16 protein-coding genes and 1 pseudogene are annotated in these 20,483 nt (G+C 46.1%); 8 read left to right on the plus strand and 9 right to left on the minus strand.

All coding sequences use genetic code 11. The features are described 5' to 3' along the window. Positions 1 to 7 precede the first annotated feature (7 nt). Genes CIK93_RS08545 through CIK93_RS08555 form a run of 3 tightly spaced genes read left to right on the plus strand, consistent with a single transcriptional unit; the run spans position 8 to position 1,786 of the window. Positions 8 to 388, plus strand: coding sequence for a hypothetical protein (locus tag CIK93_RS08545; RefSeq protein WP_094447085.1), 381 nt, complete (start codon positions 8 to 10; stop codon positions 386 to 388). A 2-nt stretch (positions 389 to 390) separates the two neighbouring features. Further along, positions 391 to 1,056 carry a hypothetical protein gene (locus CIK93_RS08550; RefSeq protein WP_094447086.1) on the plus strand — a complete coding sequence of 222 codons (666 nt, stop codon included), beginning with the start codon at positions 391 to 393 and terminating at the stop codon, positions 1,054 to 1,056. Positions 1,057 to 1,066: 10 nt separating this feature from the next. Next, on the plus strand, positions 1,067 to 1,786 hold the full coding sequence (locus CIK93_RS08555) for an ATP-binding protein (RefSeq protein ID WP_254046769.1): 720 nt from the start codon (positions 1,067 to 1,069) through the stop codon (positions 1,784 to 1,786). Between the two features lie 169 nt (positions 1,787 to 1,955). Here CIK93_RS08555 and CIK93_RS08560 read toward each other — a convergent pair whose 3' ends face one another. After that, complete coding sequence (locus tag CIK93_RS08560; protein ID WP_144007549.1) at positions 1,956 to 2,186, minus strand: hypothetical protein; 231 nt, start codon at positions 2,184 to 2,186, stop codon at positions 1,956 to 1,958. 1,234 nt (positions 2,187 to 3,420) lie between these two features. Continuing rightward, positions 3,421 to 4,548 (minus strand): annotated as a pseudogene (locus CIK93_RS08565) (tryptophanase); the annotation flags it as partial. Between the two features lie 158 nt (positions 4,549 to 4,706). Between CIK93_RS08565 and CIK93_RS08570 the strand changes: the two are divergent. Next, positions 4,707 to 5,300: a uracil-DNA glycosylase family protein gene (locus CIK93_RS08570; protein WP_094447165.1), complete on the plus strand. Its 594-nt coding sequence runs from the start codon at positions 4,707 to 4,709 to the stop codon at positions 5,298 to 5,300. A gap of 14 nt (positions 5,301 to 5,314) precedes the next feature. Here the strand turns inward: CIK93_RS08570 and CIK93_RS08575 are convergent, their stop codons facing one another. From CIK93_RS08575 to CIK93_RS08585, 3 genes are all read right to left on the minus strand, one after another. Beyond that, entirely contained in the window at positions 5,315 to 6,781 is a 1,467-nt protein-coding gene (locus tag CIK93_RS08575) for a PD40 domain-containing protein (RefSeq protein WP_094447088.1), read from the minus strand. 18 nt (positions 6,782 to 6,799) lie between these two features. Further along, entirely contained in the window at positions 6,800 to 8,023 is a 1,224-nt protein-coding gene (locus CIK93_RS08580) for a DUF6057 family protein (RefSeq protein ID WP_094447089.1), read from the minus strand. A gap of 136 nt (positions 8,024 to 8,159) precedes the next feature. Next, positions 8,160 to 9,173, minus strand: a complete 1,014-nt coding sequence (locus tag CIK93_RS08585; RefSeq protein ID WP_094391397.1) for an aspartate-semialdehyde dehydrogenase — start codon at positions 9,171 to 9,173, stop codon at positions 8,160 to 8,162. A gap of 454 nt (positions 9,174 to 9,627) precedes the next feature. Here CIK93_RS08585 and CIK93_RS08590 point away from each other — a divergent pair, with 454 nt between their 5' ends. The 3 genes from CIK93_RS08590 to CIK93_RS08600 are packed head-to-tail and all read left to right on the plus strand — an operon-like array spanning position 9,628 to position 13,386. Continuing rightward, positions 9,628 to 11,772 carry a cation:proton antiporter gene (locus CIK93_RS08590; RefSeq protein ID WP_094391396.1) on the plus strand — a complete coding sequence of 715 codons (2,145 nt, stop codon included), beginning with the start codon at positions 9,628 to 9,630 and terminating at the stop codon, positions 11,770 to 11,772. Next, positions 11,769 to 12,539 (plus strand): ABC transporter ATP-binding protein, encoded by a 771-nt coding sequence (locus CIK93_RS08595; RefSeq protein WP_094391395.1) that lies wholly within the window; start codon positions 11,769 to 11,771, stop codon positions 12,537 to 12,539. Before CIK93_RS08590 ends, CIK93_RS08595 begins: the two co-directional genes overlap by 4 nt. Next, entirely contained in the window at positions 12,529 to 13,386 is an 858-nt protein-coding gene (locus CIK93_RS08600) for a S1 RNA-binding domain-containing protein (protein ID WP_094447090.1), read from the plus strand. The genes CIK93_RS08595 and CIK93_RS08600 overlap by 11 nt, the downstream gene beginning before the upstream one ends. 102 nt (positions 13,387 to 13,488) lie before the next feature. Here CIK93_RS08600 and CIK93_RS08605 read toward each other — a convergent pair whose 3' ends face one another. Beyond that, positions 13,489 to 14,310, minus strand: coding sequence for a hypothetical protein (locus CIK93_RS08605; protein ID WP_094447091.1), 822 nt, complete (start codon positions 14,308 to 14,310; stop codon positions 13,489 to 13,491). A 113-nt stretch (positions 14,311 to 14,423) separates the two neighbouring features. Between CIK93_RS08605 and CIK93_RS08610 the strand changes: the two genes are divergently transcribed. Further along, positions 14,424 to 15,383 (plus strand): aldo/keto reductase, encoded by a 960-nt coding sequence (locus CIK93_RS08610; RefSeq protein ID WP_094447166.1) that lies wholly within the window; start codon positions 14,424 to 14,426, stop codon positions 15,381 to 15,383. A gap of 628 nt (positions 15,384 to 16,011) precedes the next feature. Here CIK93_RS08610 and asnS read toward each other — a convergent pair. From asnS to purB, 3 genes are read right to left on the minus strand one after another with little or no spacing between them, the layout of a single operon-like run. Further along, a complete protein-coding gene (gene asnS / locus CIK93_RS08615; RefSeq protein ID WP_094447092.1) occupies positions 16,012 to 17,415 on the minus strand; it encodes an asparagine--tRNA ligase in 1,404 nt (467 codons plus the stop codon). A gap of 33 nt (positions 17,416 to 17,448) precedes the next feature. Beyond that, complete coding sequence (locus CIK93_RS08620) at positions 17,449 to 18,933, minus strand: pseudouridine synthase (RefSeq protein WP_094447093.1); 1,485 nt, start codon at positions 18,931 to 18,933, stop codon at positions 17,449 to 17,451. A gap of 58 nt (positions 18,934 to 18,991) precedes the next feature. Then, positions 18,992 to 20,338 (minus strand): adenylosuccinate lyase, encoded by a 1,347-nt coding sequence (gene purB, locus CIK93_RS08625; protein ID WP_094391390.1) that lies wholly within the window; start codon positions 20,336 to 20,338, stop codon positions 18,992 to 18,994. Between the last annotated feature and the right edge of the window lie 145 nt (positions 20,339 to 20,483).

Consider the following 20,483-nt stretch of genomic DNA (forward strand, 5'->3'; position numbering starts at 1 on the left):
CCTAAATATGGTAGATAATAAAAGGAAACATAAATATACTAATTCAAGAAATAATGCATATTCATTCTCGAAGAAAAAAGAGAGTGAAGCCAAAGAGATTTTCTATTGGTGTATTGAACACTATAAGTTTTGGATAGCTTTATTTTCTATATTCGGTGGAATATGTGTAGCTTGTTATAAGTTTGGTATGTTTATTTCTGATGTTGAGTCTAAAATTGAATACAATAATCTCATTCAAGAGAATAATGAAAAATTAGCAAAACAAAAGAGTGAATTTGACCAAGCTATACAGGCACTTAACAAAGAAATTCGAGACTTGGAAAAAGAAAATACATCTTTGAAAACAGAATGCTTGCAATTAAAAATGTCAAAAGAAATAAGCAATTAACAATGAAGAAGACTTCTATTATAAAAAGTATTTACACACTCCCAATTATTGTTCTATTGGGTTGTCTATTCCATGTCATTTCTTTGACAGATAAGTTACAGGAACAAATAGAACAAAGAGATAAAACAATACAAGATTTAGTTTTTAGTGATAGTCTTGTACATAAATATTTCTTAATCAAAAAGGATTCAATAAAAAAAGAAGATTCAATAATTACGACTACAACATATATATTAAAAGAAGAGTATCAACCCAAAGAAATAACAAAATATACGGATATTCATCATTATCATTCAGTGCAATATGAAAAAACAGAATATGCATTGAGAGGTAATGATACACTATCTCTTAGCAGCAGTATTCAAGAGACAAAACAGCTTGTGGCTAAATACAATGCACTTGTTAAAGATTATAACGCATTAGGAAATAAATACAATTTATTGGTTAAGGAGAATGGAGCGTTAGATAAATCATACCAAGCATCCCAAATGGCATTAGGCTTAATAAAGAGATCTTATGACATTGATTATCATGTAGAAGATGAAGGAGAAAATCAAATAAAAGTATCAATCTCTGCTGAAAAGGCAGACTCTGCATTTATGTTATTGCCCTATTATCGCAAGAAATTAAAATTTGACAATATAAAGAATGTTTGGATTATAAAATGATAAATCCAATTTGATAGGCGACCAACGCTATAGCGACCGATTGACATACGATGGGACTTGGGAAAACAACCTGTTCAACTTTATTCGCATGGTCATTCCGAAACTGACACGTGATTTGCCTCACCCTTTCAGTATGGACGGTGTAGTGCGCAAAGACGATACGCTTCAAGCCAAGGCTGTGCGTGAAGCCGTTACAAATATGGTTATTCATTCCGATTTTATGGTGAATGGAGTGCTGAAAGTTGAAAAGTATGACGATTGTTTTGTTCTGACCAATCCAGGACTTCTGAAACTGCCTATTGAGCAGATTTACAAAGGTGGCGAGTCAAAGGCACGTAATCAGCGTATGCAGAATATGCTCCGCATGATTGGCTATGGCGAGAACCTTGGCTCGGGCTTTCCACTCATTCTAAACGCATGGAATGAAAAGCATTGGATAAAGCCTAAGTTATTGGAGCAACCCGAACTTATGCAGGTAAAATTGACTCTCCATATTCAAAACGAGCCAACAAATGAGCCTGTAAATGAGCCTGTAAATGAACGGCAACAAACTATACTATCTATCATGAAGCAAAGTCCATCAATAATAAGAGAAGATTTGGCAAACAAACTGGGTATTTCGCTTGCAACGTTAAAAAGAGAACTTACTTCGTTAAGGAAGGGTACATTACACGTAGCGGAAGTGATAAAAATGGACAATGGATTGTTGTTTCAAAATAATAGTAGATGAAGAATATGACGGTTTCTTCAATATAATATAAACGTAAAATTGCAGATAGCTGTTCTCATTTAACTTGAAGAATACTTACTGCAATTTTATTTGACAATTATCTACTACGCCGTATCCGATACTTCGCTGGTCGCATCATCGCAGCCGATACTGCAATGCACCTGCGCCATCAATGATCATTATCCTCATCTTTGTCACGTCCCCAACCAGAGCATGGCGAACCGCCACTGCCACACGACTCTGCATAGGTTGTAGCCTCATGGATATATCCAAGCGAAAGAAGCATGGCGCAGTTGATTATAGAGTTGCTGTTTCGCATCAAGTCAGAATTGCCAGACTCATTTAGAATTTCCTGCTGACGGTCGGTGAGCGTAGAGGCAAGATACATATTCCAGAGCATACCCGTTCAGTTTTCCAGGGTTGCAGTCAGCAGCCAGAAGGGCTAAAAGCATTTCAACCGTACAGGTCGCGATATTTTGCAGCAACTTGCAACAAAAATATCTATAATACACACAACTAATTGTTTTACGAACTACAACAATATAAGCATACTTGTTTGGTGTGGAGAGTGATATGAAGATGTCTTTGTGAGAATGAAAAGACTGAGAAATAGAGGAAAAAAATATACGTTTCGTCTAATGATTGATTAGGGTGGAGGGGGATGAGGATTGCATAGATGATACGTTTTTCAGGCTGAAACTTGATAGCACACCATGTCAGGAGGATAGGTCATGGACATCTATTGAAAAACAGGTAATATTGCTCTCTATTGTAGAGAACGTCAATCGCTGGGAGAGATAACGCCAATCGCTGGTCGCGATATTGCCAATCGCTGGTCGCGATAACGCCATGCGCTAAAAATACAGTATTTAGCACCAATTTCACATCTCCTGTTGTGATCAAACCAGTTACTCGGATTTTTTATGATCCACGGAATATCCGACACCTTGATAAACTGTTGTTTCTCATCTAAAAGGTGTGGCTTTTGATGGAATTTTGCCTCTATAATATTAAAAAACCTAAATTATGAGTTAAATAAAATTAAAATCCAGACTAAAGGGTTGACAACGGGGGGTGTGATATTGTATCTTTGCACGCGAACCAAAGGCTGATTTCCAAAACAAGGATGAGGCCTTTGCAATAAACCACAAGTCTTATCAATTAAAAATTCCCAATTATGTTTACAAATGCAACTCTAAACACCTCAAACTGGTTACAACAGAAGGACCATGGTTCTTCGATTTACACCCGACCAGTTCTCGATAGTTTTTCGTTCGGTTCTCGTTGGGTTCTCGTTAGGTCCTCGTTCGTCTCTCGTTCGTCTCTCGTTGCTTATTCGTTAGTCTATCGAAGACCGAACGAGGACCGAACGAGGATCGGGCGAATTTCGAACGAGAGAAGAACGAGAGAAGGACGAGAGAAGAACGAGAGAAGGACGAGAGAAGAACGAAAGAAGATCGAGAAAATGACGAGAAACTTTCGAAGGCGCGACGAGAAACTGCCAAACCTGATGGGGGAATGGCAGCCTTCTGTTTTCGTTAAGCCAAATGAGCAGGATTGAACTTTCCGAACGTGGTGGAAAGTCAACGTAGTTCGCCTCGGTTGAGTTGTGCCTCAAGGAGAACGCTAAGTGGTTAGTCTGTGATTCTCTCAAGCTGCACGGTGAAATGGCGCATCAGAGGTGCTTCCCATGTAATATGCACACCGTGGGTAATCTGCTGGCGGCGGTCATACACATTCTTCAGAGCTGCTGCGATGACAGCCATGTGGTTGTCGGTATATACACGGCGCGGTATGGCAAGACGCAGAAGGTCAAGACCGTTGAAGCGATTTTCGCGTGTCACAGGATCACGGTCTGCCAACAGATAACCAATCTCGCAACCACGAATACCTGCTTCGAGATAGAGTTCTACCGTGAGTGTCTGAGCCGGAAATTCTTCCTTCGGCACGTGGGTAAGCACCTTTGGTGCATCAACGAAAATAGCGTGACCACCGGCAGGACGCTGATAAGGAATGCCATACTCATCGAGCAAAGATGCCAGATATTCTACCTGATGAATACGAGTTTGCAGATTGTCAAACTCTGTGTTCTCGTCAAGACAAACTGCCAGAGCATTCATATCGCGACCATTCTTGCCACCATAGGTCAGATAACCTTCAAACTGTACACAGAAGCCTTTGGCTCCTTCATACCAGTCTTGGCGTCTTGTGGCGATGAATCCACCCATATTGACGATACCATCCTTCTTGGCACTCATGGTCATTCCATCAGCGAGTGCAAACATTTCTTTTGTAATTTCCTTGATGGTCTTGTCCTGATAACCCTCTTCTCGCGTTTTGATAAAGTATGCGTTTTCGGCAAAACGAGCAGAGTCGAATAGCACCGGTTTGCCGTATTTGTCGGCAATGGCACGAACTGCTCTTAGGTTTTCCATGGATACGGGTTGACCGCCTGCGGTATTGTTGGTGATGGTCACAATGATAAATGGCACTTTATCACCGTATTGCTCAAGTGCTGCCTCAAGTTTCTTAGGATCGACATTGCCCTTGAAGGGAACTTCGAGTTGCGTGTCCTTCGCATCGTCCACGGTACAGTCGAGCGCCGTTGCTCTACGTCCTTCAATATGTCCCTTGGTGGTGTCGAAGTGAGAGTTGCCAGGTATCACGTCCCCTTCATGCACAAGGTATGAGAAGAGTACGTTCTCTGCTGCCCTGCCTTGATGGGTGGGGATTACATACTCAAAACCAGTAAGTTTAACAAGTGACTATTACTTAACTTGTTCAAGATAGACCACAACTTGGAAATAAAAGGAAAACTCGGTTTCCTTTTGTATTTCGCTCGGTTTGTACTACCTTTGCATAAAAATAAAGACGAATGGCAAAGGAAGACTCTTGGCTTGATAGCGCACATCTGGCGCGGATGGATAGTACGGATGACAATGTGGAGTGGCATCCGTTGAAACCTTTTCTGCCGAAACGGGGAGAAATATTATTCTTGGGCAGCTTTCCTCCGCAACGTAAAAGGTGGTGTATGGACTTCTATTATCCCAACTTCATCAACGACCATTGGCGCATAGAGGGGGAGGTGTTCTATGGTGACAAACAGCATTTTGTGGATCAAAAGCGCAAGACATTCCGATTGGATGATATTGTCAGCCATTGCGAGAAGTATGGCATCGGTTTCTTTGATACGGCAACAGCCGTGAGACGGTTGAAGGATAATGCCAGCGATAAGTATCTTGAAGTGGTGGAGCAGACTGACGTTGCGGCACTTGTGGCACAGATGCCGATGCTGAAAGCTATTGTGGTGACGGGCGAGAAAGCTGCTGAGACCATATGCCAGCGTATGGGTATAGCCCATGTGCCGAAGGTCAATAGCCATATCATGCTCCCTCTGCAGGTGGAACTATATAGGCTGCCATCTTCTTCGCGTGCCTATCCTTTGGCTTTTGAGAAGAAGGCAGCAGCCTATAGAATGATGTTTCAACGCTATCTGTCGAAGCCTCTGCTATAATACGATGTGGTAATCTACTGATTGATTTGTGTTGAAATCCGGTGTTCACTCTCGATATCGTGTTGTAGCTTGAAAGCATCGGAATCTACAGGACGGAGGGTGAAATCGGGCGTGTTATAGGAATAAAGCAACAGTCGATAATATTCTTTTGGATGACGTTGGGGAAGCATGAAAGGTTTGGTGGCTCTTCCTTGGCGGTCGATGGAGGATAGGTAGATACGCGTATAGAGTCCGTCGTCGCGCCGTGAGGTGAAGAGAAACCATTTGCTGTTCTTTGTCCAGGCATGAAGACTCTCGGTGCGCTTGCTGTTAGCAGCTGTGAGCGGATAGGTCTGCATGGTCTTCAGGTTAAGTATCCAGAGGTCGCTTTCGGGATGCCATACGGAGAAGTAGCCATAGTCAATCTGAGTATATAGGAGATAGCGGCCGTCATAGGAAGGACGAGGCCATGTGACACTTTTGCCCATTGTCCTAGCGTTGATGAGTGTATCTACTTGCGTTCCGAAACGTCCCGACATACTGTCGAAAGCCACGCGACAGAGGCTGTAACGTTCTTTATTGTAGTCGGCAGGATAGTTTTGTCGACGCGCTGTGATAAAATATAACCATTTGCCATCAGGAGAAAACACAGGCGTGTTCTCTGCCCATTCCTTTCTCATTAGCAGTGTGTCGCGAAGGATAGAATGTCTCTGAGTGTCATAGACAAAGATGTCCGATTCGGAATCATAGACCTCGATGCGCTTGCTTTTAGCTGCAGCATGAAACATCTGTAAGGTCTTGTTGGTGGAGAAGGCACAGAAACGCCCTTTCGGATGCCAATAGGGATAGACCATCGAACCACCCAACAGTTCGTTTTTTGCCTTCAAAAGTTCAATCTTCCCATTTCTCCTAATGACTGTAGCTCCATGTTCTCCACGTACATGAAAGACATATTGGTCTGGATTGGTTTGGTTGGGTGTATGACAGTTGACGCATTGGTTGGGAATGGCTGTGTTGACGATAAGAGGCGTCTCTTCAAAATTGGAAAGGTCGCGCTGGTAGATTCCCATCTTGCTGTACATGGCATAGCTAGGTGGGATGAGGCGGTAGGTTAGTCCCCATTCATCGAATGGCTGGTTGCTGACGTGGATACGGAAATCACGATAACGGGTCCACCTCCCGTCACGTTCGGCACATACTTCCACGTAGAGGTCTGCACCCTTATTCTGTGTGAGCAACTGATGCCATTCTTTGATGTTGAAGTCGGCATCCTTGCCATTGGCATGCAGTTTGCCACCATGGGCACCTCTTACCACTACGTCAACTGTGGTTACCTGCGGATCGGCTATGGCAAAGTTGAGGGGAGCGATACCGACAGGGATGGTGACGTCAATATAGTCGGGATAGATCTTAGGCAGACGATTGCTCTCCTGCACATCGTGAGGTGTGGAGGAGCACGCTAAGACGAGCAATAGGAAGGCTGATAGAAGATATTTGTTCATTTGCGGTATGCTTGGAAGTTAGAAAAATGCATCTGGAGTGGCATTATAGACCAGTTGCAGTTCATGATAGAACACATGATTCCGGATGCGTTGTGGATGTTCCACCAGACGGCGCATCTTATTTGCCCAGGAACGATACATGAGTGTATGTTCAAGTATAGTGATGTATTTTAGCGCCACTTCATATTGCCCAGTAATCAGGTTAGTCTCTACCAGTCGATACAGTGAACGGGCACTCTTGTTGCAGTTGGGAATGCCCTCCATGGCTTCAAAGGCATTGCGTTGTGACATGGTGATGAATCCCACACGAAGATATACCTCGCTAATCATTTGCATGGCCGGGATGGAGTTCTGGGATCGGAAAGAGGGAGCAAGGCCCTGAAGAAGTTCTTGCCGTTCAATCATCCCTTCATGATAAAGGGCATATTTCGCCACAGCCAGAATGGCAGGATTGTCGGATGGGTGGGTATTATAGCGGTTGGCTATCGTTGCCCAGCGTTGACGTCTGGACAACATGTCGTAAATCATTTCCTCCTCGTCGCCCATCAACTCAGGAGCCCAATGGTAGTCGATGCCATGGACGAGCATGCGGAGCGGATAAGCCACGACGCGACTGCTCGCCACTACGGAACCTGCCAACAACAGCAATGTGCCAAGCACTACCGTAACGATGTGAAATCGCTGTGCTCTATGCAGGAAGCGTAGATGGTAGAGAGGTAATAGAACGATGGCTGGTCCTAACAGCCAGTAGCCCGCAGGGACGAGGACAATAGTCAGCCACATACTACTGCGAGGGTTGTCGGGTAGTATTGCCATTAGGGTTATGGTCAGCAACAATGCTACGGGAACTGTCATCGGTATGGTGGGCACCGTAGTAATATACCACAAGACAAGCGGAGGCAGGAGCGTAAACCAAGACCAGCGTACTTTGTCGGTTATAACCGAACTCAGAAGACGGGCTGAAACGATCTTGGTCATGACAGCCATCAAGGCGTAGCAACCAGCGCCGATAGCAGGATTGAGAAACAACTGCACGATGCACTCGCCAAGATACTGTGCAAATCCACCCGGCACGGCAAGGCGTTCGCTCAGATAGTCTTCTGTCCAAAGAAAAAGCTGCATGCTTTCGCGGAAAAATAAGAGATGAGGAGCTATCCACATCCAATAACAGAACACTGCCACTGCCAATAAAGCATTCTGCAGAGTTGGAAGAAGTTGCAAGTGCTTTTCTTTTATGTGCATCTTCGTTCTTTATTTAGCGTATAATCGATACGAGATGAAAATCTATAAATGACCCGCCATCAATGAAAAACCGACCACAATGTCACATCATTATTGAGTGACGGAGTGGTCGGGATGGTTTCGGGATGCCTTCGGGTTATTTTACGTTGCCCACCTTGATAAGGTATTCGGCAATCTGTACTGCATTGAGGGCGGCACCTTTGCGAATCTGGTCGCCGGTGAGCCACAAGGTGTTACCATTATCGTCGGCAAGATCCTTGCGGATGCGTCCTACATAGATATCGTCTTTGCCTGCACTCTCCAAAGGCATGGGATATACGTAGTTTTGGGCATCGTCCTTAACGGTTACGCCGGGAGCAGCTTCAAGTGCTGTGCGAATCTGTTCGACGGTAAGCGGACTCTCGGTTTCAAACCATACGCTCTCAGAGTGAGAACGAAGAGATGATACACGTACACAGGTGGCACTTGTGCGTACATCCGAGTGCATGATTTTACGAGTTTCGTTGAACATCTTCATTTCCTCCTTGGTATAGTCGTTGGGTGTCATCTTGTCAATCTGTGGAATGACGTTGTATGCCAACTGGTGGGGGAACTTACTGATGTGATCGGTCTTTCCTGTCTCGATGAGGTCTTTGTACTGCTGTTGCAGTTCTGCCATAGCAGCAGCTCCAGCACCAGATGCACTCTGGTAGGAAGCGATGTGAATCTTCTTGATATGGCTCAGATCGTCGATGGGCTTGAGCACAACAACCATCATGATAGTGGTGCAGTTGGGGTTGGCAATAATGCCACGTGGACGGTTGAGGGCATCCTCGGCATTCACTTCGGGAACTACCAAGGGTACATCGTCGCACATACGGAATGCACTCGAGTTGTCGATCATCACGGCACCATACTTGGTGATGGTTTCGGCAAACTCCTCAGAGGTGCCGCCGCCTGCCGATGTAAAGGCGATGTCGATGTCTTTGAAATCGTCGTTATGCTGAAGCAATTTGACGGTCAGTTCTTTTCCACGAAATGTGTAAGTGGTACCTGCACTGCGCTTTGAGCCGAACAACACCAACTCGTCCATAGGGAAGTTGCGCTGGTCGAGTATTCGAAGAAATTCCTGTCCTACGGCGCCACTGGCGCCAACGATTGCTACTTTCATAATTTATCTTTTTCTTTGGTTATGTTGAATATCCGGGTGCAAAGGTACGATTATGTGAGCAGAATGCAAAGAAAAAGTGGTTTTTTCTTTAGTTTTTGTTGGTTAAAACCCTGTTGGTGGTTACATTCTTGTACTTTTTGTCATGTAAAAGCTTGAATCTATTTGAATTGGAAACGGTTTTTCGCTCGCTTATTCGTACCTTTAATCCTGCGGATTTTAGGTACTCTCGCTCGGAAAAGCTCAAATATATTTGGTTTTTCGCTCGCTTATTCGTACCTTTAATCCTATGGATTTTAGGTACTCCCGCTCGGAAAAGCTCAAATATATTTGGTTTTTCGCTCGCTTATTCGTACCTTTAATCCTGCGGATTTTAGGTACTCTCGCTCGGAAAAGCTCAAATATATTTGGTTTTTCGCTCGCTTATTTGTACCTTTGAACCCTTGTAAAGACAAATATGCAGATGCTGTTATCATATTTCCCCATTACTGATCCCACGCTGATATTCTGCGTGGTGCTGCTCATCATCCTGTTTGCCCCTATCATTATGAGCAAACTTCGCATTCCACACATCATCGGTATGGTGTTGGCGGGAATGATTGTGGGTAAATACGGATTCAATATCCTACAACGCGACGATTCGTTTGAACTGTTTGGCAAGGTCGGATTGCTCTATATTATGTTTCTCGCAGGCCTTGAGATGGACATGGAGAGTGTGAAACGCAATAGCAACCGATTCTTGATATTCGGACTGCTGACCTGTTTCGTCCCTCTATCACTTACGTGGATTATGGCAGAGCATATTTTAGGGTACTCCTCGCAAGCCTCTTTCCTGCTGGGATGTATCATGGCATCGAACACACTAATAGCCTATCCCATAATCGGACGCTACGGACTGCAACGTGAGTCGAGTGTCATGCTGTCTGTCGGTTCGTCGATGATCTCACTCTTTCTGGCACTCCTTATGTTGGCAGCCTTGGCAGCTTCCTATGGAGAAGATGTGGGGGTAGGGTTCTGGCTGTTGTTTCTTACTAAGTTTGTGTGCTATTGTGGTGTCAGCGTATGGCTTATTCCAAAACTGACCCGCTTCTTCCTGCGTCGCTATAGTGATGCCGTCATGCAGTTCATCTTTGTATTGGCTATATTGTTTCTAAGTGCTGCGGCTTCAGAAGCTGTAGGAGTGGAAGGTATTGTTGGCGCATTTTTCTCAGGACTGATACTTAACCGATATATTCCCCACGTATCGCCTCTGATGAACCGCATAGAGTTTATCGGTAATGCATTGTTTATTCCCTATTTCCTGATTGGAGTGGGTATGCTTATCGATGTGAGCAGTCTGTTTGAAGGACCACACATGCTGTTTATCGTGACGATGATAGCATTCTTCGGAACCTTCGGTAAGGCAGTGGCAGCCTATCTGTCGAGTCTGCTGTTCCGCTTGCCACAGGTTGCAGGCCGTATGATGTTTGGTCTGACCAGCGCCCATGCGGCTGGTGCCATCGCCATGGTATTGGTTGGCATGCGTTTGGAGATAAGTCCTGGTGTGTATTTGGTCAACAACGAGATACTCAACGGCGTAGTTATCATGATACTCGTCACTTGTCTGATCAGTACGATGACCACCGAACAGGCAGCCCGACAAATCGTGTTGTGCGATAAGTCACATCTGCCTGTGACCAATCAGCAGCGCGATGATGAGCGCATCTTCCTTTGTGTGAAGTATCCAGAGATTGCACCGCAACTTCTCGAACTTGCGGTGATGATGCGCAACCAGAAGTTGAATCGTGAATTGGTGGCGCTCAATGTAGTGTATGATGACCAAAAAGCAGCCATCAATAGGGAACACGGATTGCAATTGTTAGAGAAACTGGAACAACGTGCCAGCGGTTATGATGTGAAGATGCAGACCCAAGTGCGCCTTGCCACCAATATTGCCAATGGCATCAAACATGCCTTCCGTGAGTTTGCAGCCTCAGAAATTATCATGGGCATGCACGTTCATACCGATAACAATCCCAAATTCTGGGGCGATTTCATACAGAGCTTGTATAATGGACTGAGCCGGCAGATTGTGCTCACACGATTCATAGAACCCCTCAATACGCTGCGTCGCATAGAAGTGGTCGTCCCGTCGCGGGCAGAATTTGAACCCGGATTCCATCGCTGGCTCGAACGCTTGTGCCGAATGGCAGGAAATCTTGATTGCCGTATAGAGTTTCATGGACGTCAAGAGTCGTTGGCACTCATCAGAGAATACATCACCAACTGGCATCCCAGTGTGCGCAGCGAATATACCTACATGGCACATTGGAACGAACTGCCCCGATTGGCAGAGACCATACGCAGCGACCACATGTTTGTAGTGGTTACTGCCCGTAAAGGAACCATCTCTTATAAATCTGCACTTGAACGCCTGCCCAATGAGCTTATGCAACATTTTTCGGGCAAGAATCTAATGATAATCTTCCCCGATCAGTATGGTGACATCAAGGAGGAGAATATGACCTTTACTGAGGCCCAGCACCATGAGGAAAGCAGTATCTATGACGCTATCCTGCGCTGGATCAACAAACAACGAACAAAGAAATTTCTGAAGAAATGATAGCTATCAACAACATCACCAAGAGTTTTGGCAAACTGCAAGTGCTCAAAGGCATAGACCTCACCATAGGAAAAGGTGAGGTGGTCAGTATTGTAGGACCAAGCGGAGCCGGCAAGACAACCTTGTTGCAGATTATAGGAACGCTCGACCGGCCCAATACTGGTTCGGTACATATAGACGGAATCGACGTGACGAGTTTGTCTAACAAAAAACTGGCAGACTTCCGCAACCGTCATATCGGTTTCGTGTTTCAGTTTCATCAACTGCTGCCCGAATTTACAGCGCTGGAAAATATCATGATACCAGCCTATATCGCAGGCACATCAAGTAGCGAAGCCAAACAGCGAGCTTCTGAACTTCTACAGTTTATGGGACTGGCAGACAGAGCCAACCACAAGCCTAACGAACTTAGTGGCGGCGAGAAACAACGTGTGGCGGTGGCACGTGCATTGATCAACAATCCTACGGTCATACTGGCAGATGAACCCAGTGGATCGCTTGATTCGAAAAACAAGGCAGAGCTGCATCAGCTGTTTTTCGATTTGCGCGACAAGTACGGACAGACCTTTGTCATTGTTACCCACGACGAACAACTTGCCACGCTTACCGACCGTACCATACATCTGCGCGACGGAGAGTTGGAACAGCCCGAAACTGTTGAACCGTCGGAGCAACCAGTGGAAGGTGAAGACGCTGTAGCAGATCAACACAGCGCGGCAGAACAAACAATAGAGCAACCACAAAACGAAGAAATAAATGAAGATTAAACTCGGTGACTATAATACGCTGACGATTGTCAAGACCGTAGATTTCGGCCTGTATCTTGATGGAGGTGATGAAGGTGAGATACTTCTCCCTGCACGCTATGTGCCTAAAGATGCCAAGATAGGAGACCAACTCGAAGTGTTTATCTATCTCGATCAGGACGAACGCCCAGTAGCTACAACCCAGAAACCGATAGCCAAGGTAGGCGATTTCGCATGGCTTGAAGTGGCATGGGTCAACGAATATGGTGCTTTCCTCAACTGGGGATTGATGAAAGATTTGTTTTGCCCATTCCGCGAGCAGAAGATGCGCATGCAGAAAGGACAATATTATCTGGTCTATATCACCATCGATGAAGAGAGCTACCGACTGATGGCTACAGCCAAGGTTGACAAGTATCTTTTCCCGACCAATGATGAAATCAAACAGACTCCCTATCATGTCTATAAACATGGTGACGAGGTGGAAGTGATGGTGTGGCAAAAGACAGATCTTGGTTTCAAGGTCATTGTAGATAACAAGTATCAGGGTCTTATCTACGAGGGACAGATTTTCCAACCCCTTCATTCGGGCGATCGCCTCAAGGCGTATATCGACCATGTGCGCCAAGACAATAAGATTGATCTGACGTTGCAACCTACTGGACGACGCCAGACCGAAGAGTTCTCCGACGTGCTTCTCCATTATCTACAGGAGAATGGCGGACATTGTGATTTGGGCGATAAGAGTCCTTCGGAACTCATCCAAGATCGATTCAAAGTGAGCAAGAAGGTGTATAAGAAAGCCATCGGCGACTTGTATCGCCGCCGGCTGATTACTATTGCCGATGATGGTATCACGCTGGTTTGACGTCATCACACATATCCAACGGCAATAACGCAACATCATCAATAGAAACAAAGGTAGGCAGCACCCATGTGCTGCCTACACCTTATTAATAGATATGCCTCATTAGAGAATGCGACCTACAAAGCGGATGTTGAGCGAAGGATAAACAGAAATCTTACTGATAACCTTCAATACCTCGCCAGCATCGCTATTGGTTGTGGTCTTCTCCAGTTTGTTGTCGCGCAGATAAACTTCAGGTGTGCCCCAGAACTGTACACCGAGGTCGAAATTGCAAGTGAAGCGATGCTTCATCGGTACGGGACGTCCAAAGCCTAAACCCACATAGGGGCGAAACTTGCTCACCTTCAGCGTGGCATCTACATTACCATTCTGATCGGGAGTCAGAAAGAAATCGCCCAAATCCAAACCAATCATGTTTTCGTGGGTATTGGGGTTTGCTATTCCCTCGTTGATCAATATCTGGTTGGCCTGATTGATGACTTTCAGCGCACCATCTTCTTTGTTGTAGAGGCTGACCACCTTGTCTTTACCGAAATAAGCACCGGCAGTCAAGTGGAAACTGCTCTGTTTGAAGGGGAAGAAATCAAACAGGACGTGGGCATTGCCACCTATCATGTCGGTCTTGCCCTCTACCTTCACATCTTTAGGGATAGTAAAGCCGCTGATATAATGTTCGTACTGCTGATCTACATTTACATCAATATCCAAATCGGTCTTCACCTTAATGTTAGGGAAGATATCAACACCAGCGCGTACGGCTACATAGGGGGTGACGGGCGCAGCAAGGTCGATAGTGATACCGGTGGTACCCACTCCCGCACCAATGCTAAGGTGGTTGAAAATTCCAAGATCATCGACATCCTGTGCCGAAACATGGGTAAGGCCCAACAGAGCCATGGCAACTAATAGAAGAGTCTTTTTCATTTTTTATAGGTTAATAATGTCTTTACTTTGCAAAAATAGTAAAAAAGTTTGTGATATACAACAGATCTTCGGAAAATATGTGTAACTTTATCGACACAAATACATCAAACATTATGGAACTGAAAGAAATCTATACGGCCGACAATAGCCGTTACGCCGATGCAGAGGCACTCTATCAGCGCTGTGGACGCAGTGGAGTGATGCTTCCAAAAGTCAGTTTAGGATTCTGGCATAATTTCGGAGGCAACGACTCTTATGAGCGCAGTCGTGCCATCACTCACTACGCTTTCGACCATGGTATCACCCATTTCGATCTTGCCAACAACTATGGACCGCCATACGGTTCGGCAGAAGAAACTATGGGCAGACTCATGGACGATGACTTCAAGCGCTACCGCGATGAACTGTTCATATCGACCAAAGCTGGTTACGATATGTGGCCTGGACCTTATGGAGAGTGGGGCTCGCGTAAGTATCTTATGGCGAGTATCGACCAGAGCCTCAAGCGCATGCACATAGACTATGTCGATTTGTTTTATAGCCATCGCTTCGATCCCAACACCCCGATAGAGGAAACACTACAAGCCATGGTGGATATTGTGCGCCAAGGCAAAGCACTCTATTTGGGTATCAGCCGTTGGCCACTGGATGCATTGAAGAAAGCGGTGGACTATCTGAAAGCACACGACACACCATTGTTGATATTCCAAGACAAACTCAACATGTTGGACCGCACACCGCAGGAGAATGGCACGCTCGACTATTGTGCAGCAGAGGGTATCGGTTTCATATCGTTCTCACCGTTGGCGCAAGGATTGCTTACCGACCGTTATCTCAACGGAGTGCCTGCCGATAGTCGCATGGCTCAAGAGCGTTTCTTGAAACATTCGGCATTAACGCCCGAACTCCTGGCACAGTTGCAACAACTCAATCAAGAGGCTGCTGATCGTGGAGAAACATTGGCAGAAATGGCATTGGCATGGATTCTCCAACAGCATGGCGTGACAAGTGTATTGGTTGGTGCAAGTAGTGTTAAGCAGTTGGCTACCAATATGAAATGTGTGCATGCATAAATTTTAGTTTTCAGAAAATTTCGACCACTCGACCACCACTATAGTGTAAGGTGTTATTACACAATACTTTAAGTGGTGGTCGATTGCCTTCGTTTCGACCACCACTCGACCACCGACCAACGTTTTACTATCAACAACCCAAACTACCAAGTGTGAGTCGGTGAATACATTAGGAAACGTTGTATAGCGATGTTGTGTAATATTGTATAAGAGTGCATAATAGATCAAAGTGTTATCCAACGTTTGATAAAGGTATTATCCAACGTTTGATAAAGGTATTATCCAACGTTTGATAAAGGTATTATCCAACGTTTGATAAAAGTATTATCCAACGTTTGATAAAAGTGTTTTCAACGTTTGATAAAAGTGTTTTCAACGTTTGATAAAGGTGTTGCCACTGTTTGAAAACTATCCTGTCATCATCGAACACCCACGTAAGTCGATGTCCTATAGGATATTATGCAGTTGGGTGTTTGATGTTAACAAAATCATAACGTCGCGTGTGCGTGCGCGTACGTACATTATATATATGGTGCATTCGATAGCATCGAAACATTCTTCTTTTGTCTATCAACGAAAAAGACGGCAACCCGTGAAGGGTGCCGTCTTTCATCTTGCTATGTGTGATTTAGAAATCAGCTGTCTTTGGAGTACGTGGGAAAGGAATCACGTCGCGGATATTCTGCATGCCGGTGACAAACAGGATGAGGCGCTCGAAACCGAGACCGAAACCGCCGTGAGGACAACTGCCATAGCGACGGGTGTCGAGATACCACCACATATCCTTCATAGGAATCTGGCGACGCTCGATTTCAGCCATCAGTTTGTCGTAACTCTCCTCACGAACAGAACCACCGATGATTTCGCCAATCTGTGGGAACAGCACATCGGTGCCCTGAACGGTACGGCGTTCTTCGCTGTCGTTGTTCTGCTTCATATAGAAAGCCTTGATGTCGCGTGGGTAGTCGGTCATGATGACTGGCTTCTTGAAGTGTTCCTCCACAAGGAAACGCTCATGCTCGGAAGCGAGGTCCATACCCCATGATACGGGGAATTCAAACTTCTTACCGTTCTTCACAGCCTCTTCCAGAATCTCAATACCCTTGGTGTAGGGCAGACGCACGAAGCTATCTTTCAATATGCCCTCCAAGCGCTCAATCAGCGTCTTGTCGATCATCTTGTTGAGGAAAGCAAGGTCATCCTTACAGTTTTCCAAAGCCCAACGCACGCAATACTTGATGAAGTCTTCCTCAAGGTCCATCAGATCGTTGAGGTCGATGAAGGCGACTTCTGGCTCAATCATCCAAAACTCAGCCAAGTGGCGTGGAGTATTGGAATTCTCAGCACGGAAGGTCGGACCGAAAGTATAGATGGCACCCAGTGCGGTGGCACCGAGCTCACCCTCCAACTGTCCGCTGACGGTCAGTGAAGTCTGCTTGCCAAAGAAGTCATCGTCATAGATGATGCTACCGTTCTCGTCCTTCTTCAGGTCGTAGAGATTCTTGGTGGTCACCTGGAACATCTGTCCGGCACCTTCGCAGTCGCTGGCAGTAATCAGTGGTGTGTGGAAATAGAAGAAGCCATGCTCATGGAAGTATTGGTGGATGGCAATAGCCATGTTGTGGCGTATGCGCATCACAGCACCGAAAGTATTGGTACGCAGACGGAGGTGTGCATTCTTGCGCATCACCTCAAACGACTGACCTTTCTTCTGCATGGGATAAGTGTTATCGCAGAGACCATAGATTTCCAAGGTCTTGGCCTGAATTTCACTGCTCTGACCAGCACCCAGACTCTCTACCAAAATACCAGTGGCACAGATACATGCACCAGTGGTAATCTGCTTGAGCATTTCTTCATCAAACTGTGAAGGGTTAACAACGATTTGTACGTTGTTGATGGTGCTTCCGTCGTTGAGGGCAATGAAGTCAACGGCCTTCGAACTACGGTGGGTACGTACCCATCCCTTTACACAAACATCTTTTCCAAAGTCTGTACTCTTCAGTACATCTACTATCTTAGTTCTTTTCATCACTTATTATATTTTCAGTGAGTCGTTGTTGGTTTATTCGTAAGCACCCATGCGCAGACGATCTACCTCTTCCTCTGTCAGGTAGCGCCAGTCGCCACGACGCAGGTTCTTCTTGGTAAGTCCGGCAAACTGTACACGGTCGAGCTTGGTTACTTTATAGCCGAGGCTCTCGAAGATACGGCGTACAATGCGGTTTTTACCAGAGTGGATCTCGATGCCCACCTGCTTCTTGTCAACAGGGTCTGCATACTGGATGTCGTCGGCTTTGATGTCACCGTCGTCGAGGGTGATACCTTCGGCAATCTGCTGCATATCATGGGCAGTCACGTTCTTATCGAGATAAACGTGATAAATCTTTTTCTTGAGGAACTTAGGATGGGTCAGTTTCGATGCCAAGTCACCATCGTTGGTGAGCAGAAGCACACCGGTGGTGTTGCGGTCGAGACGACCTACAGGATAGATGCGCTCAGGACAAGCATCCTTGACGAGATCCATCACAATCTTACGCTGTTGAGGATCGTCGCTGGTGGTCACGTAGTCTTTGGGCTTGTTGAGCAGCACATAGACTTTCTTCTCTGGAGTGACAGGAGTGTCGTGGAACTTCACTTCGTCGGTGCGCAATACCTTGGTGCCCAATTCGGTTACCACTTCTCCGTTGACGGTCACTACACCTGCCTGGATGAAATCATCAGCTTCACGACGGCTGCAAACACCGGCGTTGGCAAGGAATTTGTTCAAACGGATGGGCTCGTTGGGATCGTAGTTCTCCTCTTTATATTCTATACGCTTCTTGAAGCTGTACTTTGCATTGGGATCATAGTCTGCAGTGCGCTGACGATTATATCCGCGGTTGTTGTTATATCCGCCACGCTGCTGGTAACCACCCTGCTGCTGGTATCCGCCGCGGTTGTTGTAACCGCCACGCTGCTGATATCCACCCTGCTGCTGGTATCCACCGCGGTTGTTGTAACCGCCGCGCTGTTGGTAACCGCCACGCTGCTGGTATCCGCCTTGCTGCTGATAACCTCCCTGCAGGAAGTCGCCTTGCTGGCGTGATTGGTAGCCGCCCTGTTCACCGTCCTGCTGATTGTTGTTGTATCCGCGATTATATCCACGGTTGTTGTTGTAACCGCCGCGCTGCTGATATCCGCCGCGCTGCTGGTAACCACCGCGGTTGTTGTTATATCCTCCACGCTGCTGGTATCCACCTTGCTGACGTGGCTGGTATCCGCCCTGTTCACCATCCTGCTGATTGTTGTAGCGGGGACGATAGGAACGCTGGGCGTTATTGTTCTGAAGTCCGGCACCGAATCCTTCTGGACGGAAACCGCCTTCATCATCGTTCTGACTGCGGTTGTAGCCGCCCTGGTTATAGGTGCGTGTCTGTTGATGAATACGGGGACGTGGTGAACGCCCCTGTCGATAAGTGTTCTGTTGGTTGGAGTAACCCTCTCGGTTGCTGGCGCCCTGCTGGTTTGCAGATTGTTCTTCTGTCTTCTTCTCGTTTTCGAAATCCATAATTGTTGTTTCCTTTCTTTTTCGGGAACCTCACGGTTCCTCTTTGGGGGTTAATACTTTAAATGCCTGTATAATTCATTGGCGTAATAGCCATAAGTTCCTCTTTTACCTCATCGCTGACATCCAGACCTGCAATGAATTCGTGAATCAGTTCTGGGGTCATCTTCTGGTTAGTACGAGTCAATGCCTTCAGAGCCTCGTAGGGGTGGGGGTATGCTTCGCGGCGCAGGATAGTTTGGATGGCTTCTGCTACCACAGCCCATGTGTTGTCGAGGTCTGCCTCTATCTTCTCTTCGTTGAGAATGAGTTTGCGTAAGCCTTTCAGTGTGCTCTGTATGGCAATGACAGCATGTCCCATAGGCACGCCGACGTTGCGCAATACAGTAGAGTCGGTCAGGTCGCGCTGCAGGCGGCTGACGGGCAATTTCTGGGCTAAGAATTGCAGAATGGCATTGGCAATGCCGAGGTTGCCTTCTGAATTTTCATAGTCGATGGGGTTCACTTTATGAGGCATAGCGCTCGAACCAACCTCTCCAGCCTTGATCTTCTGCTTGAAGTATTCCATAGAGATATACATCCAGAAGTCGCGATCGAGATCGATGATGATGGTGTTGATGCGGCGCATGGCATCAAAGATAGCGCCCATCCAGTCATAGTTAGAAATCTGAGTGGTCCATTGTTCACGCTCTAATCCGAGTTTCTCAGCCACAAACTTGTTACCGAATTCGCGCCAGTCGTATTGTGGGTAAGCCACATGGTGGGCGTTGTAATTACCGGTTGCACCACCGAATTTGGCGGTAATGGGAGTGTCTTTCAATCCACGCAACTGCTCTTCAAGGCGATAGACATATACCATAACCTCTTTACCCAAACGTGTGGGAGAAGCGGGCTGTCCGTGTGTCTTGGCGAGCATAGGAACGTTTTTCCATTGTTCGGCATAGTCGTTGAGCTGTTCGATGAGCTCTTCTACCATAGGATAATACACCTGTTCGAGTGCTTCCTTGATAGAGAGGGGAACGCTGGTGTTGTTGATGTCCTGTGAAGTCAGTCCGAAATGGATAAACTCCTTGTACTTGTCGAAATTGCCAATCTTGTCGAGCTCTTCCTTGATGAAATACTCCACAGCTTTCACGTCGTGGTTGGTTGTCTTCTCGATTTCCTTTACGCGTCCGGCATTCTCTTCTGAGAAATTGCGGTAGATGTTGCGGAGTGTTTCGAATAGGTTATGGTCAAAATCCTCCAATTGTGGCAAGGGTAGCTCGCAGAGTGTGATGAAATATTCAATCTCTACGCGCACTCTGTATTTGATGAGTGCATACTCTGAGAAAAATCCTGCCAACTGTTCTGTTTTGTTTCTGTAACGTCCGTCAATAGGCGAGATGGCGGTCAATGTGTCTAATTTCATTAGTGTGTTACGCTTAGTTGTTTATATAGCTATATTACAATTACAATATATTGTCTCTATTAGGTTGCAAAGTTACGAAAAAATGTGCTAACTGATGCATGGCTTCGTGTGATATTTGCGGTCTGTGGCTGGTTTTTGTGATATT

The sequence above is a fragment of the Prevotella sp. P3-92 genome (assembly GCF_002251205.1).
Classification (GTDB): Bacteria; Bacteroidota; Bacteroidia; order Bacteroidales; family Bacteroidaceae; genus Prevotella.

Bases quoted from the DNA above. Each gene is read 5' to 3' on its own strand.
- CIK93_RS08545 (WP_094447085.1), top strand. From the start codon at position 8: ATGGTAGATAATAAAAGGAAACATAAATATACTAATTCAAGAAATAAT.
- CIK93_RS08550 (WP_094447086.1), top strand. From the start codon at position 391: ATGAAGAAGACTTCTATTATAAAAAGTATTTACACACTCCCAATTATT.
- CIK93_RS08560 (WP_144007549.1), bottom strand. From the start codon at position 2,186: ATGCTCTGGAATATGTATCTTGCCTCTACGCTCACCGACCGTCAGCAG.
- CIK93_RS08570 (WP_094447165.1), top strand. From the start codon at position 4,707: ATGGATAGTACGGATGACAATGTGGAGTGGCATCCGTTGAAACCTTTT.
- CIK93_RS08575 (WP_094447088.1), bottom strand. From the start codon at position 6,781: ATGAACAAATATCTTCTATCAGCCTTCCTATTGCTCGTCTTAGCGTGC.
- CIK93_RS08580 (WP_094447089.1), bottom strand. From the start codon at position 8,023: ATGCACATAAAAGAAAAGCACTTGCAACTTCTTCCAACTCTGCAGAAT.
- CIK93_RS08585 (WP_094391397.1), bottom strand. From the start codon at position 9,173: ATGAAAGTAGCAATCGTTGGCGCCAGTGGCGCCGTAGGACAGGAATTT.
- CIK93_RS08590 (WP_094391396.1), top strand. From the start codon at position 9,628: ATGCAGATGCTGTTATCATATTTCCCCATTACTGATCCCACGCTGATA.
- CIK93_RS08595 (WP_094391395.1), top strand. From the start codon at position 11,769: ATGATAGCTATCAACAACATCACCAAGAGTTTTGGCAAACTGCAAGTG.
- CIK93_RS08600 (WP_094447090.1), top strand. From the start codon at position 12,529: ATGAAGATTAAACTCGGTGACTATAATACGCTGACGATTGTCAAGACC.
- CIK93_RS08605 (WP_094447091.1), bottom strand. From the start codon at position 14,310: ATGAAAAAGACTCTTCTATTAGTTGCCATGGCTCTGTTGGGCCTTACC.
- CIK93_RS08610 (WP_094447166.1), top strand. From the start codon at position 14,424: ATGGAACTGAAAGAAATCTATACGGCCGACAATAGCCGTTACGCCGAT.
- asnS (WP_094447092.1), bottom strand. From the start codon at position 17,415: ATGAAAAGAACTAAGATAGTAGATGTACTGAAGAGTACAGACTTTGGA.
- CIK93_RS08620 (WP_094447093.1), bottom strand. From the start codon at position 18,933: ATGGATTTCGAAAACGAGAAGAAGACAGAAGAACAATCTGCAAACCAG.
- purB (WP_094391390.1), bottom strand. From the start codon at position 20,338: ATGAAATTAGACACATTGACCGCCATCTCGCCTATTGACGGACGTTAC.